The sequence below is a fragment of the Amycolatopsis iheyensis genome, assembly GCF_024703995.1.
GTDB lineage: Bacteria > Actinomycetota > Actinomycetes > Mycobacteriales > Pseudonocardiaceae > Amycolatopsis > Amycolatopsis iheyensis.
The window spans coordinates 60724-77926 of record NZ_JAMXQV010000033.1; the positions used below are offsets into that span (position 1 = coordinate 60724).

Genomic DNA, 17203 nt, shown 5'->3' on the forward strand with positions numbered 1-17203 from the left:
AACGACGCCCCCGTAAGTCTCTGGAGGACAGTGCTCGTGCGGAAGTTCTTGACCGTGACCGCCCTTGCCGCCTTCGTGACCGGTAGCGCGTTCCTCTCCGCGGGCACGGCCTCGGCCGCGACGACGCTCGCGGGCACCTGCTCGGGCTCGGTGAACGGCAACATGGGCGACTCGGTCGCGGTCCAGGGCACCTCGGTGAAGGAACTGGTCCGCAAGGGCGCGCAGGACTACGTGAACACCCACCTCTGGACTCTCGCGACGGTGTGGCCGAACTCCATCGCCGACACGATCGCGGGCAAGGGCGCGCTGACCGTCGGCCAGGTGCCCAACGCGGCCGGTGGCACGATCGCCGGCTCCGCGATCGGCAGCACGGTCGCGACCGCCCTCAAGGGGGCCGATCACCTCGGCCTGATCGAGGGCACCAAGACCGAGGTGCTCAATGCGATCTCGGCCAACGTCGCCAAGGGCTGCGGCCTCACCACCATCGCCACCAACTACGTCGCGCCCGGGCAGCCGGGCACCGGCGGCACCGGCACCACGCCGGGCGGCACCGGCACCGTCCCCGGCGGCAGCACCGGCAACCTCTCCAACCTGAACCCCGGCACCACCGGCGGCACGGGTGGCAGCGCGCCGATGCGCGACTACGGCGGCATCCCGACCGCGACCGCCGGCACGGCCGTCGCGCCCGGTGCCCGCTATCCGGCCAACGGCACCCTCCCCGGCGACGCCTCCGCGCCGCAGGCCGGCCAGGGCGACCAGAGCGGTCAGGGCGTCGACATCCGCGACGCGGGCAACGCGCAGTCGCTCGCTTCGAACAGCGCGGGCAGCGACGTCCAGCTGCCGATGCTGCTCGCCGTGATCATCCTCGCCGGCGTCACCGCCGGACTCGTGCGCACCTGGGTCCTGCGCCGCGCGAGCTGACCCCGCCGTCCGGCCCCGGAAGCACCCCCAGGTAGCCTTACCTGGACAAACCCTCCTGCCACGGACAGTCCGTGGCCGCGAGCCCATAGGAGGTGAGTGGTTGTGTCACGCCATTACGAGGTAATGGTCATCCTGGACCCCACGCTCGACGAGCGCACGGTCGCCCCCACGCTGGACAACTTCCTCAACGTGATCCGCACTTCGGGCGGTTCCGTGGAGAAGGTCGACGTCTGGGGCCGCCGCCGCCTTTCGTACGAGATCAAGAAGCACGCCGAGGGCATCTACGCCCTGCTCGACCTGAACTCGTCTTCGGACGCGGTGAAGGAGCTGGACCGCCAGCTGTCGCTGCAGGAGACCGTGCTCCGCACCAAGGTCATGCGTCGCGAGGTCAAGCGCGCCGCGGCCAAGCCCGCAGCCGCCAAGGCCTGAGCCCGAGGGGAACCCCGATGGCTGGAGACACCGTCATCACGGTGGTCGGCAACCTGACGTCCGACCCGGAACTGCGCTTCACCCCGTCCGGTGCGGCGGTCGCGAACTTCACGGTCGCGTCCACCCCGCGCACCCTCGACCGGCAGTCCGGCGAGTGGAAGGACGGCGAGGCGCTGTTCCTGCGCTGCAACATCTGGCGCCAGGCGGCGGAGAACGTCGCCGAGTCCCTGACCCGCGGCGCCCGCGTCGTCGTGCAGGGCCGCTTGAAGCAGCGTTCGTTCGAGACGAAGGAAGGCGAGAAGCGCACCGTCGTCGAGCTCGAGGTCGACGAGATCGGCCCCTCGCTGCGTTACGCCACGGCGAAGGTCAACAAGGTCAGCCGCGGTGGCGGCGGCGGTGGTGACTTCGGCGGCGGCGGCGGTGGCGGTGGGAACCGCGGTGGCGGCGGTGCTCCCGCCGACGACCCGTGGGGTTCCGCGCCGGCCGCGAGCAGCGGCGGTGGCGGCGGCTTCTCGGACGAGCCCCCCTTCTGATCTCGTACACATCCACACAGATTTGAATTACCAGGAGTAGACAGTGGCCAAGCCACCCATTCGCAAGCCCAAGAAGAAGGTCTGCGTGTTCTGCAAGGCCGAGAAGAAGGGCCGCCCGGAGCTGATCGACTACAAGGACACCAACCTGCTGCGGAAGTACATCTCCGACCGCGGCAAGATCCGTGCCCGTCGCGTCACCGGCAACTGCAGCCAGCACCAGCGTGACATCGCCATCGCGGTCAAGAACTCCCGTGAGATGGCGCTGCTGCCCTACACCTCGACCGCGCGCTAAGGGAGGGCACAGACATGGCGAAGATCATCCTCACCACGGACGTGGCCAACCTGGGCGGCCCTGGCGACATCGTCGAGGTCAAGGACGGTTACGCGCGCAACTACCTGCTCCCGCGGGGCTACGCGATCGTGGCCTCCAAGGGCGCGGAGAAGAACGTCCGCACCATCCAGCGCGCGCAGGAGAGCCGTCGCATCCGCGACCTCGACCACGCCAAGGAGATCAAGGCGACGCTGGAGGGCCTCGGCGCCATTCAGCTCACCGGCAAGGCGGCCGAGGGCTCGAAGAAGCTCTTCGGTTCGATCACCGCCGGCGAGATCGTCGACGCGATCAAGGCGGCCGGTGGCCCGCTGCTCGACAAGCGTGTCATCGAGCTGCGCGACCACATCAAGACGGTCGGCAAGCACTCGGTCGGCGCCCGGCTGCACCCGGACGTGAAGGTCGACGTGCGGCTCGAGGTCAAGGCCTCGCAGTAACACGCAGTTCGTGGAAGGCGGGTCGCTCCTGGTGAGCGGCCCGCCTTCACGCGTTTCGGGGGGAACCCCGGACACGAAGCCGCCGTCGGAGGAGAATGGGCGGGGACGCGAAGGGGATGGATCCGGATGGGTAACGAGGTCAACATGTCCGCGCCGGCCGGTGGCGGTGGCGGCTTCACGTTCGACGCCGACAAGATCGACGCCGTCATCAAGAAGTGGCAGGACCTCCAGGCCGACCTGAAGCGCGACTACGACGACGCCAACCTGATGGCGAACGTCAAGGCGCCCGGCAAGGAGTTCGCCAGCGGCGACTGGGAGAAGCTCGCGAACCCGTCCGGCAAGGCGTTCCTCGAGCAGAACTCCAAGATGCAGGAGTACGTCAAGAACTACATCGACGCCCTGACCGCCGCGAAGCAGAAGATCACCACCAAGGAGTCGGACACCCGGGCCGACCTTTCGAAGACGGGGAACCAGGCCACGTGAACCGACGACTCCTCGCCGTTCCGGCACTGGCCTTCGCCGTGCTCGCCCTCGCCGGCTGCGCCGGCAAGACCCGGGGCACCCCCAACCCGGAGCCGACCGCGGACTCCGGCAGCAGCGAGACGTCGCGATCCGCGGCCGACTCCGCGCCGCGCGTGCCGGAGCCGCTGAACACCGCGAACATCACGTCCGACGCCTGCAACACCATCAACGGGGACGGCCGCTCTTCGCTGGGTCTCGGCGACGGCTCGTCGCGCAGCACGTCGAACGGCCCGAGCTGCACGTTCCAGGAAGCCGCCGACCCGGGCAACCAGATCGACGTGACCACGGTGACGGCGAACAAGAACGGGCTCCAGGACGTCTACGACACCAAGGGGAACGACGCCTACTTCGAAGAGACCCAGGCCGGCGGGTACCCGGTCGTCTACGCCGCGGCACTGGACGACCGCAAGAACGGCAAGTGCGGCCTGTTCGTCGCGGTGACCGACGAGCTGACGGTCAACATCCTGGTCCAGTACGACCACGGCGCCGGCGCGGCCGACCCGTGCTCGGTGGCGCAGAAGTTCGGCGAGGCGATGATCTCGACCTTGAAGGAGGGCTGAGATGCTGGAGCTGGTGCTGCTCGGCGGGTTCGCCGCGTACAACATGGCGACCACGCACTCCGACGACCACACTTCGCAGCAGGGCGACCGCAAGATCGACTGCTACGACATCTGGCACCAGATCACCACCGGTCCCGGCACCGGCTCGATCCAGAACGGGCAGGCGGCGGCGAGCCGGCTGAAGGGCGCCTACTCCGACCGGCTCACCACCATCGACGGCCTGGCCAAGGACATGGACGCGGCCTGGACCGGCGGCGGCTCCGACGCGGCGCAGAACGCCGGCGCGCACCCGCTGCGGGTGTGGATGGAGGACTCGGGCACCAAGCTGACCGACTCCGACAAGTACCTCGGCGAACAGAACAACGCGTTCACCACGGTGCACGCGCAGGTCCAGGAGGTCCCGAAGGACCCGCCGAAGAACAACCTGCTCAACGCGATCACGCCGTGGACGACCGACACCGACCGCGCGATCCGCGACTACAACACCAAGGGCCAGGCCAACGTCGACGCCTTCAACACCTACTACAAGGCGAGCAACGACAACGGCCAGAACATGCCGACGTACTCCGCGCTGAAGGGGCAGCAGGAGAACGTCAACGTCGACAACGGCAAGGACGGCAAGAAGAAGCCGGGCGACAAGAACGGCAACGGGTCCGACGACGGCGGCGGCGAGCGCGGTGGCGCGCCCGGCACCGGGCCGGGCGGCGTGAACATGCCGGGCGCGGGCGGCGTCCCGTCGTTCAACGGCCAGCCGCCGAACATCCCCGGCGGCAGCTTCGACCCGTCGAAGGTGCCCGGCGGCGGCAACTACACCCCGCCGAACTTCGACCCGTCGAAGGTCCCGAGCGGCAGCTACGACCCGTCGAAGCTGCCGGGCGGCGGCAACTACACGCCGCCGAACTTCGACGACGGCACCCATTCCTCGGGCTTGTCGCCTTCGGACCTGCCGGGGATGCCCGGCTTCGGCCCGGGCAGCACGCCGAACTTCTCCGTCCCCGGTGGCGGCGGTGGCAGCGGCTTCGGGCCCGGCGGGTCCGGCGGCATCGGCGACCCGACCGCGGGCTTCGGCCCGGGTGGCGGCGCGGGCTTCGGGCCCGGCGGCTCGACCGGCGCGTCGCTGCCCGGTGGCGCGGGTTCGGCCGGCGCGGGCCGGGGCGGCATGGGCGCCGGTGGCGGGGCGATGGGCGCGGGCGGCGCGGCGGCCGGCCGCGGCGCCACCGGGATGGGTGGCATGGGCGGCATGGGGCACGGCGCGAAGGGCCAAGGTGGCGGCGACGAGGAACGCACGTCGAAGTACCTGCTCGGCGACGACCCGAACGACATCTTCGGCACCGACGAGCTGACCGCCCCGCCGGTCATCGGCGAGTAACGCGGTCTTCACCGCCGGGCGCGTGCCAAGATGAGCGCGCCCGGGTTCATCGAGCTGATCTTTTCCAGGAGGAAGAGCGGTGCTGGACAGGCAGGTCACCCTCACGACCGGCACCCTGATCAACCTGATCCGGCGCCGGGGCGGCGAGCCGCACACCGTGCTGGCCGAGACGCCGACCTGGTACAGCGAGGAAGCCCAGCGCGCCGAGGACGAGCGGGTCAACGCCGAGCTCGCCAAGGCGGGCCTGTTCGGCCCGCGCGGCATGCACCCCGGCTTCGTCGCGACGATCGAAGCCGTCGCCCGGCCGCAGCTGGAGTACTACGGCTGGGTCGACGGCGGGTTCCAGGGCAAGCCGGTCAGCTACCGGCTGCTCGCCGGCAGCGCCGGTGGCGAGGCGTTCGTGCTGGCCAAGCACGAGGAGCTGGACGTCGTCGTGCTGGAGTCCTCGCGACCCGGTGAGCTGCTCGACGACTTCCTGGGCCAGATCCCGAAGCTGGCGCCCGGGCGCGGCACGCCGCTCGCGGCGCCGAAGAGCCAGATCGAAGGCACGGCTCGTGGCGAAGACGGCGGCGGGTACGCGGTGCTCCGCAACGACCGGCCGGCCGAGGGCTCGCAGGAGGTCGAAGAGCTCCGCCGGATCCTCGCGTTGCGCCGAATGGGGAGCGGCAGTCTCTACGTCGCGGCCCGCAGCCGGACCGGCGGGTGGCAGCGCATCGAACGTCCGGTGAACTACATCGATACCTCGGAAGGCCGATGGCTGACCGAAGAGGTACCGGGACGTGGCGAGAGCCGGATCGCCTTCACCCCGGCCGACCAGCGCGTTCTCGCCGATCGGTTACGCAGCGCACAGGGCCGGCTCACCGCCGCCTGAAGTGTCGGCCGTTCAGCCCACCGGGTAACGCCTCTACCCTCCGTGATATTCATCCACAGGCCGCTCGGTTCAATGGGTTCCGGCTGGTCCACGACACGCCGAACAACGGACTTCGCGCGACACGCCGCACGAGTTTTCGGCAAGTTCTCCACACCTTGTTCACAGCCCCTGACCTGCGTGTTCTTGGAAGCCGATCACGCTTGTCCCCAACTTGTCCACAGCTGCGGCGGCACCTGTGACTGGTTACCCCCATTCATCCCCAGGTTGTCCACAGATGGGTCCCCATGCTGAATTGCCTTCGGCCTTCCGGGGGATCTAGCGTGCCCGCTCGGGCCTGTACTCACGGTGGCGCTCCGCGTGTCTACGACAGCTGACGGACGTTGTCGCCGATCATCGGAGGCGGGCCCGCAGCCGGGTGACGCGGACCGAGCCGCGTGCTTCGAGAGCGAAGATCCGGCATACTCGAACGAGTGTTCGACACGACAGTGTTCGATATGACAAGGAGGTGTCCGGGGCGGTGGCGCTGACCGACGACCGCAGTCCGATGTACGCGGAGTCCGACCCGGGTCCGAGTGACCCCGGTCCGGGGGGTGGCGGGTTCGACCGCCAGCCGCCGCAGGACATCGCGGCCGAGCAGTCCGTGCTCGGCGGCATGCTGCTGTCGAAGGACGCGGTCGCCGACGTCATCGAGGCCCTCGGCCCCGACGACTTCTACAAGCCCGCGCACCAGGCGATCTACGACTGCATCCTCGACCTCTACGGCCGCGGCGAGCCGGCGGACCCGATCACCATCTCGGCCGAGCTGGAGCGTCGCGGGGAGCTGGGCCGCGTCGGCGGCGCGCCGTACCTGCACACGCTGATCGCGACGGTGCCGACCGCGGCGAACGCGGGCTACTACGCCGAGATCGTCGCGGAGAAGGCGGTGCTGCGCCGGCTGGTCGAGGCGGGCACCCGGATCGTGCAGTACGGCTACGGCGCGGCCGCGGCCGACGGCGCGAACATCGACGAGGTCGTCGACCGCGCGCAGGCCGCGATCTACGACGTCACCGAGCGCCGGACCAGCGAGGACTACGTCGCGCTGGAAGAGCTGCTGCAGCCGACGATGGACGAGATCGACGCCATCGCCTCGCGCGGCGGCCAGTCCCAGGGCATCCCGACCGGGTTCACCGACTTCGACGAGCTGACCAACGGCCTGCACCCCGGGCAGATGATCATCGTTGCGGCCCGGCCCGGTGTCGGTAAGTCGACACTCGGCCTGGACTTCGCGCGGTCGGCGTCGATCCGGCACGGCATGACCAGCGTCATCTTCTCGCTGGAAATGAGCCGGACCGAGATCGTCATGCGCATGCTCTCGGCCGAGGCGAAGATCCGCCTCGCCGACATGCGCGGCGGCAAGATGTCCGACGACGACTGGACGCGGCTGGCCCGCCGGATGAGCGAGGTCTCCGAGGCGCCGCTGTTCGTCGACGACTCCCCGAACATGACGATGATGGAGATCCGCGCGAAGGCCCGGCGGCTGAAGCAGCGCAACGACCTCAAGCTCGTCGTCCTCGACTACCTCCAGCTGATGACGTCCGGCAAGCGCGTCGAGTCGCGGCAGCAGGAAGTCTCGGAGTTCTCCCGGCAGATGAAGCTGCTGGCCAAGGAGATCGAGGTCCCGGTGATCGCGATCAGCCAGCTGAACCGTGGTCCCGAGCAGCGCACGGACAAGCGCCCGATGCTGTCCGACCTGCGTGAGTCCGGCTCGCTGGAGCAGGACGCCGACCTCGTCATCCTGGTCAACCGCCCGGACGCCTGGGAGCGCGACGACCCCCGCGCGGGCGAGGCGGACCTGATCATCGCCAAGCACCGAGCCGGCCCGACGGCGACGATCACCGTCGCCCACCAGCTGCACTACAGCCGGTTCGTGGACCTTTCACACGACTGACCGAAAACCCCCGGCCGGCCGGCCCACGGCCCGTTATGGTCCGCGGGCATGAGAATGATCCTCAACACCGCGCACGTCTACATGATCCTCGGCGTGGTGAGCGGCCTGTACTACCGCGAACTGACCAAGGCCAACGACTTCACCGGCGACACGCAGCTTTCGACCGTCCACACCCACCTGCTCGCGCTGGGGATGTTGTTCTTCCTCATCGTGCTGGCGCTGGAAAAGCTGTTCGCACTGACCACCCACCGGCTCTTCCGGTGGTTCTACTGGATCTACAACGCCGGGTTGGCCGTGACCGTCGGCATGATGATCCTGCACGGCACGTTGACCGTGCTCGGCCGGGACAGCGGGGCCGCCATCGCCGGGATCGCCGGGCTCGGCCACATCCTGCTGACCGCAGGGCTGATCCTGCTGTTCGTCACGCTCACGAAGCTGATCCCCGCCAAGGCCAAGGCCGATCAGCCCAGCGAGCTGTAGCCGCGGACGAACGCGGTGAGGAGCCGGCCGAAGTTCTCGCGGTCTTCGGCCGGCCAGTCCGCCATCACCTCGGCGAACACCGAGCGGCGGAACGTGTGCAGCTCGTCGAGGTGGGCCTGACCGGCTTCGGTCGGCACGAGCACGGCCCGTCGTCCGTCGCGCTGGTCCGCTTCGCGCCGCAGCAGCCCCTGCTCGACCGCGCGGGCCACCAGCCGGCTGGCGCGTGGCTGGTCCACGCCCATCGCCGCGCTCAACGCGGTCACCGTGCTGGGCTCGCCGCGTTCGGTCAGCTCCTCGACGACGTCGAGCAGCTCGTGCACCGGGTCGTGCGCGCCCTGGCCGCGGGCCTTGCCGATCCGGCTCAGTGCCCGCCGCTGCTGGCTGCGGCGGATGGCGATCATCGCTCGCTCGACGTCGGCCACCGCGTCCGTCATGGTTGCTCCACCTCAGAACTGCATGTACTTTTACATGTAATTGTTCACAGACATCGGAGTTCTCATGAAACCCCTCGGCTGGTGGCTGCGCCACGTCCACGAGCTTCTCGAATCCTCCATGACGCGCGCCCTCGACACGGAGTCGCTGACCCGCCGGCATTGGCAGGTACTCAACACGATCGCCCATGGCGCCCGCACACCGGAGGAGGTCGACGCGGCCCTGGCCCCGTTCGGCGCGACCGCCGGCCAGTTGGCTGACCTCCGGGCCCGCGGCTGGGTCTCCGAAAGCGGCGAGCTGACCGACGCCGGCCGCGAAGCGCATGCCCGGGTCGAGGCGCGCGTCCAGGCCTTCCGCACCGCCGTGACCGACGGCGTCAGCGACGACGACTACCGCACGACGATCCGCACCTTGGAGCGCTGCGCGGCCAACCTCGAAGCCGGCTGACGGAATATCCCGGGACGCGCGGGCGTCAGGTACTCTAGTAGTTGAACTTTCAATAACTGGAGCCGTCGATGACCCGCACCCCGGTCCTCTACCTCAGCCACGGAGCGCCGCCGCTCGCCGACGACGCCACCTGGACCCGTCAGCTCGCCGGCTGGTCCGCCGACCTGCCGAAGCCCCGCGCGATCCTGGTCGTGTCGGCGCACTGGGAGGAGGCCCCGCTGACCATCGCGGCCACGACGACCGTGCCGCTGGTCTACGACTTCTGGGGCTTCCCCGACCGCTACTACCAGGTGAAGTACGAAGCACCGGGCGCGCCGGAGCTGGCGGCGAAGGTGCGGAAGCTGCTTCGCTCAACAGACACCCCGGTGCACGACGCGCCGGAGCGCGGCCTCGACCACGGCGCCTACGTGCCGCTCGTCGAGATGTACCCCGACGCCGACATCCCGGTGCTGCAGGTCTCGATGCCCTCGCTCGACCCGCGGGAGCTGTTCGACCTCGGCCGCAAGCTCGCGCCGCTGCGCTACGAAGGCGTGCTGATCATCGGCAGCGGCTTCTTCACCCACAACCTCAGCGGCATGGCCCGCGCCACCGACGGGACGCCGCCGGCGTGGTCGGCCGAGTTCGACCACTGGGGCGACGAGGTCGTGCGTGCCGGTGACGTCGACGCGCTGCTCGACTTCCAGCACAAGGCGCCGGCCCCAGCACTCGCGCACCCGCGGATCGAGCACTTCGCGCCGCTGTTCGTCTCCCTCGGCGCCAGCTCGGACGAAGGGTCCGGGCGCACGGTGATCGACGGCTTCTGGCACGGCCTGGCGAAGCGGTCCCTGCAGTTCTCCTGACCCCGGACACGAACGAACCCCGAGCACCGGGTACGGCGCTCGGGGTTCGTCCTCTCCAGGGAAGGAGAGCTTCCTTCGGTCGTCAGGCCTTCCGTGCGAGGAAACCTCGCGGCGCGGTGGAAGGCCTGGCGGGGCAGTGCGGCCGGGCGGGCCCTGGCTGGACCCGCCCGGCGTCGGGAACTACTTGCGCTTGACCAGGCCCAGCAGCTTCGCGAGGAAGCCGGTGGAGTCCAGGCCCGACATCGCCGGGACCTGCGCGGCCGGGGCCGCGCTGTCCAGCACCGGCAGCTTGGCGTTCACCGGCAGGGCCGGGGTGGCCGGCAGCGCCGGGGTGGCCGGCAGGGCCGGGGTCACCGGGAGCGCGACCGGCAGCGCCGGGACGCCACCGAGGGCGGGCAGCGTCGGCAGCGCGACGGGCAGGCCCGCGGTCGGCAGGTCCGCACGCTCGGCGCCGGCGCCGGGCAGGGCGCCCAGGGCCGGGACGGCCGGCAGCGCCGGGGCCGCGATCGGCAGACCCGCGGTCGGCAGGTCCGCACGCTGGGTGTGGCCACCCAGCGCCGACAGCCCGGTCACCGCGGGCAGCGCCGCGGTGTTGGGCAGGGCCGGCTTCGGCATCGCCGGGATGGCGCCCAGGTGCGCCAGCTGGGTCAGCCCGGCCAGCGGGTTACCGCCACCGGTCGGCAGGTCGGCGCGCTCGGCACCGAGCGGCGCGGCGGTCGGCAGCGCGGGCAGGCCCTGGGTGGGCAGCCCCGCCGTCGGCAGGCCACTGGCGAGCCCGGTCAGCGAGGGCAGCTCGCCCGCGCCCAGCTCCGAACCCTCGACCGGGTTCGCGATCGCGTCGGCCGCCTCGGCGGCTTCCCCGTTGATGCTCGTCATGTCGGTCGCGTCCGCGGTGGCCACCCCGAGCACCTCGAGGGGCACGCCGAAGATCTGCACCGGGGCCACGACGTCGTGGTAGAAGTTGTACCCCGACAGGCTGGACCCGTCACCCTCGGTGGTCGGCTCGCCGCCGTTCTCCGTGGTCAGCGAGTTGTCGCCGACGGCGTGCGCGACGCCGCCCACGGTCACCGCGTCGCCGAACAGCTGCGCGATCGCCGTGGCCGGGATGTCGAGGATATTGCCGGAGATGGCGCCCTCGACACCGGAGGTGGTGTCGTCGCCCGCGTTCTCCACGGACGTCGTGTTCATGCCCATGCCGTGCGCGACACCCGCGGCGCTGACAGCGTCGCCGAAGATCTGCGCCACCGGCAGCGCGTCGGCGCCGATGATGTTGCCGGCCACCGAGCCGCGGTCACCGTTGGTGGTGGCGTCGCCGCCCGCCTGCGAAACCGTGTCGCTCGTGCCCTGGCCGGAGCCGAGGGCCGCGCCCGCGACACCGTCGCTGAACAGCTGCGCGGCACCCGCGACCGGGGCCTTCACGATGTTGCCGGTCAGCGCACCGTCCTGGCCGTCGGTGAGGGCGTCGCCGCCCGCCGAGGAGTCGGTGATGTTGTCGTTCTCACCGGTGCCGATGCCCGCGAGGGCGGCACCGCTGCCGGCGGCCAGCACCGGGAGCGAGACCGGGGCCTCGATGATGTTGCCGGCGCCGGCGCCGGCGGGGCCGTTCGCCGTGACGTCGCCGCCCGCGTTGGACGTCGTGTCGGTCGAGCCCTTGCCGTGGCCCTGGCCGACGAACGCGCCACCGATGTTGGCGACCTGCACCGGCAGCGAAGCCGGCACGGTGCCCAGGTTCGAGCTCAGGAAGCCGTTGTCGTCGTGGGTGCTGCCACCGCCGCCGCCGGAGACGACCTTGGTCTCGTCGGCCGAGCCGGAGCCCTGGCCGATGAACGAGCCGCCCACGCCGAAGACCTCGGCGGGCAGGCCGACCGGCACCTGCACGACGTTGCCCGAGCCGGACGAGTTGTCGCCCTGGGTGCCGTCGTACGCCCCGGCGGTGACCGTCTTGTCCTCGGTCGCCGTGCCGGACGCGTTGCCGATGTGGCTGCCGCCGATGCCGAAGACCTCGGGCGCGCCCGCGGTCTGGGTGTTGACGATGTTGCCGCCGAGCACGGAGCCGTTGCCCCGGGTGTAGCTGCCGTTGCCGGCGTTCGCGTCGGTGGTGTTGTCGTGCGCGGCGTTGGCCTGGCCGATGTAGGTGCCACCGATGCCGAAGGCCTCGACCGGCAGCGCGACCGACGGGTTCAGGACGTTGCCCGAGCCGCTCGCGTCGTCACCGGCGGTCTTGACGAAGCCACCCGAGTCGACCGTGCTGGAGGAGCTGCCGGTCTCGGGGATGCCCGCCGTGGCGTTGCCGATCCACGAGCCCGCGACACCCGCGACGTTCGCGATCGGGGACAGCGAGGCGGCCCCGCCGTTGCCCGACAGGAACGAGTCGTTGCCGCTGGTCTCGACGTAGGTCGGGATGCCGAGGCTGCCCTCGCGGGTGTCCCCGGCGGTGGCGTCGGCGGAGGTGTTGCAGCCGTCGGAGTTCGACAGCGAGCCCCACACGGCGCCCGAGTTGCAGTTGAACTTGACCGGCAGGGCGATCGGCGCGCCGACCACGTTGCCGGAGCCGCTCGCCTGGTCGCCGGAGCTGAACAGCGAGCCGCCGGAGGTGGCGATGGTGTCGGCCGAGTAGCCGTGGCTCTGCCCGTTGCCGAGCAGGTACGACGCCGCGTTGCCGGTCACCTGGACCGGGGTGGCGAACTGGCCCGCCACCACGTTGCCGGAGAGGGCCGAGCCGTCGCCGTTGGTGTCGACGTCCCCGGTCTCGGTGGCGCTCTGGCTGGCCGAGCCACCGGTCACGCGGCCGGTGCCGCCGGCCACGCCGCCGCCGTTGCCGGCGATCTGCACGGGAAGCGCCCAGTCGAGGGCGACCGCGTTGCCCGCGAGGCTCGAGTCCTCACCGGTGGTCGCGATGTCCTGGTTGTGGTCCCAGGTCTGGGTGTGGTCGCCACCCTGGACGGTCGCGTCGCCGAGCACGCCGACCGCGTTGTCCACGATCTGGATCGGGACGACGACGTCGCCCGTGACCTTGTTGCCCTTGAGGTTGTTGTGGCTCGGGGTGAAGGCGCCCGCGCCGTCGGCCTTGGTGACACCGCCGAGGGTGCTCTGGCTGATCGGGCTGGCCTCGTCGAGCTGCTGGGCAGCCTGGTTCGCCGCCTGGGTGACCGGCTTCGCGCTCAGCTCCGTCTGCCCGGCGGGCAGGTCCAGCTGGCCGAAGGGGGTGCCGACCGCGTTGTTGGCTTCCTGGATCGGAACCGTGACGTTCAGGTCGAGCGGCGAGGCCGGGGTGTCGGGGTTGACGTTCTCGTCAGCCGAGGCGATGCCGGTGCCCAGCATCAGCAACCCACCCGTGACAAGTGCGGTCTGGAGTCCGCGCTTTGCCCACGTCTGCATGGGGTTTTTCTCCTTTATTTCGGGTTCCCTTGCGGGCTTATGGGGGTGCGCTCGTCGAATTCGAAACGGGGTCCGAGCCGCACCGAGGGGAAGGAACTTCGTGCGGGCGCACAAAAGCGCACCGCCGTGTCACGGGAAATCCGCGGACGCAGGAGCCGTCAGAAGAAGACGGGCTCGGGCGCGTCAGCGACCCGTGAAGGGAGGTGTTCAGTCAGGAGTGACGCCGGGCTGCTCGCCCGGGGTGCGCACGATGGTGCGCAGGCCGGCGCGGCTCATGGCCGCGACGGCGGTGTCGACGGCTTCGGTCGTCCAGAACGGGACGCCGAAGTTGAGGCCGTCGAGGTGACCACCGGGGGCAGTGCTGCCACCCGGGGCGGTGGGGACGGACGGTGCGACCGGAAGCTGCACCGGGGTCAGCGGCGACGGCAGGTCACGGTGGGAGTCGCGGGAGTCTTCCGCGGCACCGGTGCCTTCGTCGTGCTGAAGACCCGTCGGCATCGCGAGCGCGGCTCGCAACGCGGCGGGGAGCTGGACGGTCGAGACGGCGACCGAGTCCGTGGCCTGGCCGATGCCGGTGGTGACCGGTGCCGGCTCGACCGGGGCGACGCCCGGGAGCGAAACCAGGTCGCCGTGGCCGGCCGGGTCGAGCAGCCCCAGGACGTCGTGGGCCGGCTCGGGGGTGAAGGTCTGCTCGAGGACCTGGCGGGTGTCCTGCGGCTTGCGGACGATGTGCTCGACCGCGCCGAGGGTCCGGTGCGCCGGGCTCACGACGGCGTCTTCGGCGAGGTCCGAGACCGAGTCGCTGACGCGGTCGGAGACCTCGTGCCCGAGGACGCGGGCGCACGGCTGGCTCCAGGACGTGGCGGCCTGCGCGCAGTCCGAGGTGGCGACGTCGTTCGCCGCGTCCGTCGCGCCGGTGTTCACGTCGCCGAGGCTGCCGCTTGCGGCGTCGGCGATCGGGGCGGTGCCCACCTCGACGGTGTCGGCCGACGCGGTCGCGCCGGAGACCAGCCACGCGGCGGCGGTGCCGGCGACGGCGCCACCCAGCACCAGCAGCGCACGCGACACGAAGCGGCCGGCGCGCTTGGCGCCCTGCCCCTCGTTCGTCGCGTGGTCGGCCACTGGTGCATCTCCTGGTGCTCGGTGGAAGTCCGGCGATGTGCCGTTGCGAGAGCGACCTAACCAAATCCGCGACACGGCTCGCATCCTCGACACGACTTGATGCCCCCATCGTGTGAAGAACACAGCGTGCGATCGGCTTTCACGTTGGGTGATCACGGCTGGCCGCCCAGCGTGTCGGACTCGGCTCTCGGAAAGCGGCCGAATCGGGCGGACTTGCCAGTACGGTGAGCGACGTGAGCCACGCGCGACGCGAAGACCCGTTCCTGCCGGAGCACGAGGACATCACCGGGCTGATCCCCCGGGGCCTGCGCATCAGCGCGGCGCTGGCGTGGCGGTTCATCGTGGTGGTCGCCGCGCTGTACGCCGTGGTCTGGGTGATCGGGTACCTGTCGGTGGTCGTCATCCCGCTGTCCATCGCGCTGCTCGTCTCGGCGCTGCTCGCGCCGGCGGTGCAGAAGCTGGTGGCGGTGCGGTTCCCCCGCGGGCTGGCGACGGCGATCGTGCTGGTCGCCGGGCTGGCCGTGCTGGGCGGGCTGCTGACGTTCGTCATCACGCAGTTCTCCTCCGGCCTGCCGCAGCTGCAGCAGCAGGTGAACGCGAGCCTCGACCAGATCAAGAACTGGCTCCTCTTCGGGCCGCCGCACCTGCGCCAGGAACAGATCCAGGACTTCATCAACCAGGCCATCGGGTTCATCCAGAACAACCAGGCCTCGATCACGACGACCGCGCTGACCACCGCGAGCACCGTCGGCGAGATCCTCACCGGCTTCCTGCTGACGCTGTTCATCACGATCTTCTTCCTCAGCGGCGGCGATGGCATCTGGACGTTCCTGGTCCGCGCGGTGCCCCGCCGGGTCCGCAACCGGGTCGACGTCGCCGGGCGCCGCGGGTTCGCGTCGCTGGTCAGCTACGTGCGCGCGACGGCGGCGGTGGCCGTGGTCGACGCGGTCGGCATCGGCGTCGGCTTGTGGATCATGGGTGTGCCGCTGGTGATCCCGCTCGCGACACTGGTGTTCATCGGCGCGTTCATCCCGATCATCGGCGCCGTCATCACCGGCGGCGTCGCGGTGCTGATCGCGCTGGTGACCAACGGGTTCATCGGCGCGGTGATCGTGCTGGCCATCGTGATCGGCGTGATGCAGCTGGAGAGCCACATCCTGCAGCCGCTGCTGCTGGGCCGCGCGGTCAAGCTGCACCCGCTCGCCGTGGTCCTGGCCATCACCGCCGGCCTGGTCGCGGGCGGGATCGCCGGCGCGCTGCTGGCCGTGCCGCTGCTCGCGGTGCTGAACGCCGGCGTCCGGTCGCTGCTGCACGAGACCAATCCGGACCCGGCCCAGGTGGACGTCCTGAAGGATCAGGCCGCGCAGCCCAACGACGCCGAGCCCGGCGGGCCGAAGGCCGAGATCGCCACGGTCGGCGAGGAAGAAGCCGACGGGTCGACGGCCGAGCCGCCGAAGCGCTCCGGCAAGTCGTGACCGCCGCGCGGACACCCGACCCGATCACGCCGATGTGGCGTGGCGTGCTCGCGTTCCGCGTGCTCACCTGGGGGTTCGCCTGCGCGACGGTGGTCGTCCAGAGCCGGTACTACCAGCGTGAGTGGCTGGCCTGGACGATCCTCGGCGTGATGGCCGTGTGGTCGGTCGTCAGCAGCTTCCTCTACCTGCGCGAGCGGACGCGGCCGCCGGCGCTGGTCGTCTTCGACCTCGTGTTCACCACCGCGCTGCTGCTGAGCTCGCCGTGGGTGCTGAGCGACATGCAGTTCGCGCTGAACGTCCCGCTGATCACCACGGTGTGGGCGGCCGTGCCGCCGGTCGCCGCGGGCGCGCGGTTCGGCGCGGGTGGCGGGGTGCTGGCCGGGCTGGTCGTCGGCGTGGCGACCGGGCTGGCGCGGGACAAGTTCGACCTCGACGTGGCCCGCGACGGCGTCCTGCTCGCGGCCGCCGGGCTGCTGGTCGGGATGGCCGCGACGATGGGTCGCCGGTCCGCGGCGCGGCTGGAGCAGGCGCTGCGGAAGGAAGCGGCGACGGCCGAGCGGGAGCGGCTGGCCCGGTCGATCCACGACAGCGTGCTGCAGGTGCTCGCCCGGGTCCGCAAGCGCGGCAACGAGGTCGGCGGCGAGGCGGCCGTGCTGGCCCGGCTGGCCGGCGAGCAGGAGATCGCGCTGCGGTCGCTGGTGACGACCGAGCCGCTGACGCCGAACGACCGCGGCACGACGAGCTTGCGTGCCGCGCTGCAGCTGCTGGCGACCTCGTCGGTGCAGGTCTCGACCCCGGCCGACGACGTCGAGCTGCCGTCCCACGTCACCGACGAGCTCGTCGCCGTCACCCGCGAAGCGCTCTCGAACGTCGAGAAGCACGCGGGCCCCGGCGCGCAGGCGTGGGTGCTGCTGGAGGACCTCGGCGCCGAGGTGGTGGTGAGCATCCGCGACGACGGACCGGGCATTCCGGACGGAGTTCTCGAGCGAGCGGCCGCGGAAGGCCACCTCGGTGTGGTGGAATCCATCCGGGGGAGGGTGCGCGACCTCGGCGGGAGCGCGGCCCTCGACACCGGGCCCGGCCGGGGCACCGAGTGGGAGGTCAAGGTGCCGAGCACGAGGGGTGCGAAGTGA

18 protein-coding genes are annotated in these 17203 nt (G+C 70.9%); 15 read left to right on the forward strand and 3 right to left on the reverse strand.

The genetic code is table 11. The features are described from left to right. Window positions 1-30 precede the first annotated feature (30 nt). The 11 genes from M8542_RS42520 to M8542_RS42570 all read left to right on the forward strand — a co-directional run bounded on the left by M8542_RS42520 (window position 31) and on the right by M8542_RS42570 (window position 8377). Window positions 31-921 carry a hypothetical protein gene (locus M8542_RS42520; RefSeq protein ID WP_257926069.1) on the forward strand — a complete coding sequence of 297 codons (891 nt, stop codon included), beginning with the start codon at window positions 31-33 and terminating at the stop codon, window positions 919-921. A gap of 102 nt (window positions 922-1023) precedes the next feature. Beyond that, entirely contained in the window at window positions 1024-1350 is a 327-nt protein-coding gene (rpsF, locus tag M8542_RS42525; RefSeq protein ID WP_176173898.1) for a 30S ribosomal protein S6, read from the forward strand. Window positions 1351-1367: 17 nt separating this feature from the next. Continuing rightward, window positions 1368-1883, forward strand: a complete 516-nt coding sequence (locus M8542_RS42530; protein ID WP_257926070.1) for a single-stranded DNA-binding protein — start codon at window positions 1368-1370, stop codon at window positions 1881-1883. Between the two features lie 43 nt (window positions 1884-1926). Further along, the gene (gene rpsR, locus M8542_RS42535; protein ID WP_003098744.1) at window positions 1927-2175 is read left to right on the forward strand and encodes a 30S ribosomal protein S18; all 249 of its coding nucleotides are present in this window, start codon (window positions 1927-1929) and stop codon (window positions 2173-2175) included. Window positions 2176-2189: 14 nt separating this feature from the next. Then, on the forward strand, window positions 2190-2648 hold the full coding sequence (gene rplI, locus M8542_RS42540) for a 50S ribosomal protein L9 (protein WP_257926071.1): 459 nt from the start codon (window positions 2190-2192) through the stop codon (window positions 2646-2648). A gap of 126 nt (window positions 2649-2774) precedes the next feature. Beyond that, complete coding sequence (locus M8542_RS42545; protein WP_257926072.1) at window positions 2775-3131, forward strand: hypothetical protein; 357 nt, start codon at window positions 2775-2777, stop codon at window positions 3129-3131. Then, window positions 3128-3730, forward strand: coding sequence for a DUF3558 domain-containing protein (locus M8542_RS42550; protein ID WP_257926073.1), 603 nt, complete (start codon window positions 3128-3130; stop codon window positions 3728-3730). Before M8542_RS42545 ends, M8542_RS42550 begins: the two co-directional genes overlap by 4 nt. A gap of 1 nt (window position 3731) precedes the next feature. Continuing rightward, window positions 3732-5099: a hypothetical protein gene (locus tag M8542_RS42555; RefSeq protein ID WP_257926074.1), complete on the forward strand. Its 1368-nt coding sequence runs from the start codon at window positions 3732-3734 to the stop codon at window positions 5097-5099. Between the two features lie 79 nt (window positions 5100-5178). Beyond that, window positions 5179-5970 carry an ESX secretion-associated protein EspG gene (locus M8542_RS42560; RefSeq protein ID WP_257926075.1) on the forward strand — a complete coding sequence of 264 codons (792 nt, stop codon included), beginning with the start codon at window positions 5179-5181 and terminating at the stop codon, window positions 5968-5970. 517 nt (window positions 5971-6487) lie between these two features. Beyond that, window positions 6488-7897 carry a replicative DNA helicase gene (gene dnaB / locus M8542_RS42565; RefSeq protein ID WP_257926119.1) on the forward strand — a complete coding sequence of 470 codons (1410 nt, stop codon included), beginning with the start codon at window positions 6488-6490 and terminating at the stop codon, window positions 7895-7897. A 48-nt stretch (window positions 7898-7945) separates the two neighbouring features. Then, entirely contained in the window at window positions 7946-8377 is a 432-nt protein-coding gene (locus M8542_RS42570; RefSeq protein WP_257926076.1) for a DUF2871 domain-containing protein, read from the forward strand. Here the strand turns inward: M8542_RS42570 and M8542_RS42575 are convergent. Continuing rightward, window positions 8359-8811 (reverse strand): MarR family winged helix-turn-helix transcriptional regulator, encoded by a 453-nt coding sequence (locus M8542_RS42575; protein WP_257926077.1) that lies wholly within the window; start codon window positions 8809-8811, stop codon window positions 8359-8361. The genes M8542_RS42570 and M8542_RS42575 overlap by 19 nt on opposite strands. Window positions 8812-8875: 64 nt before the next feature. On the opposite strand from M8542_RS42575, the gene M8542_RS42580 reads away from it, so the two are divergent. Next, entirely contained in the window at window positions 8876-9256 is a 381-nt protein-coding gene (locus tag M8542_RS42580) for a MarR family winged helix-turn-helix transcriptional regulator (RefSeq protein WP_257926078.1), read from the forward strand. Window positions 9257-9324: 68 nt separating this feature from the next. Further along, window positions 9325-10095, forward strand: coding sequence for a dioxygenase family protein (locus tag M8542_RS42585; protein ID WP_257926079.1), 771 nt, complete (start codon window positions 9325-9327; stop codon window positions 10093-10095). 180 nt (window positions 10096-10275) lie between these two features. Here the strand turns inward: M8542_RS42585 and M8542_RS50180 are convergent, their stop codons facing one another. Further along, the gene (locus M8542_RS50180; protein WP_276587865.1) at window positions 10276-13473 is read right to left on the reverse strand and encodes a beta strand repeat-containing protein; all 3198 of its coding nucleotides are present in this window, start codon (window positions 13471-13473) and stop codon (window positions 10276-10278) included. Window positions 13474-13680: 207 nt separating this feature from the next. Then, window positions 13681-14595, reverse strand: coding sequence for a hypothetical protein (locus M8542_RS42595; protein WP_257926080.1), 915 nt, complete (start codon window positions 14593-14595; stop codon window positions 13681-13683). 233 nt (window positions 14596-14828) lie between these two features. Between M8542_RS42595 and M8542_RS42600 the strand changes: the two genes are divergently transcribed. Next, window positions 14829-16070, forward strand: coding sequence for an AI-2E family transporter (locus M8542_RS42600; protein WP_257926081.1), 1242 nt, complete (start codon window positions 14829-14831; stop codon window positions 16068-16070). Continuing rightward, window positions 16067-17203, forward strand: coding sequence for a MacS family sensor histidine kinase (gene macS, locus M8542_RS42605; RefSeq protein WP_257926082.1), 1137 nt, complete (start codon window positions 16067-16069; stop codon window positions 17201-17203). Before M8542_RS42600 ends, macS begins: the two co-directional genes overlap by 4 nt.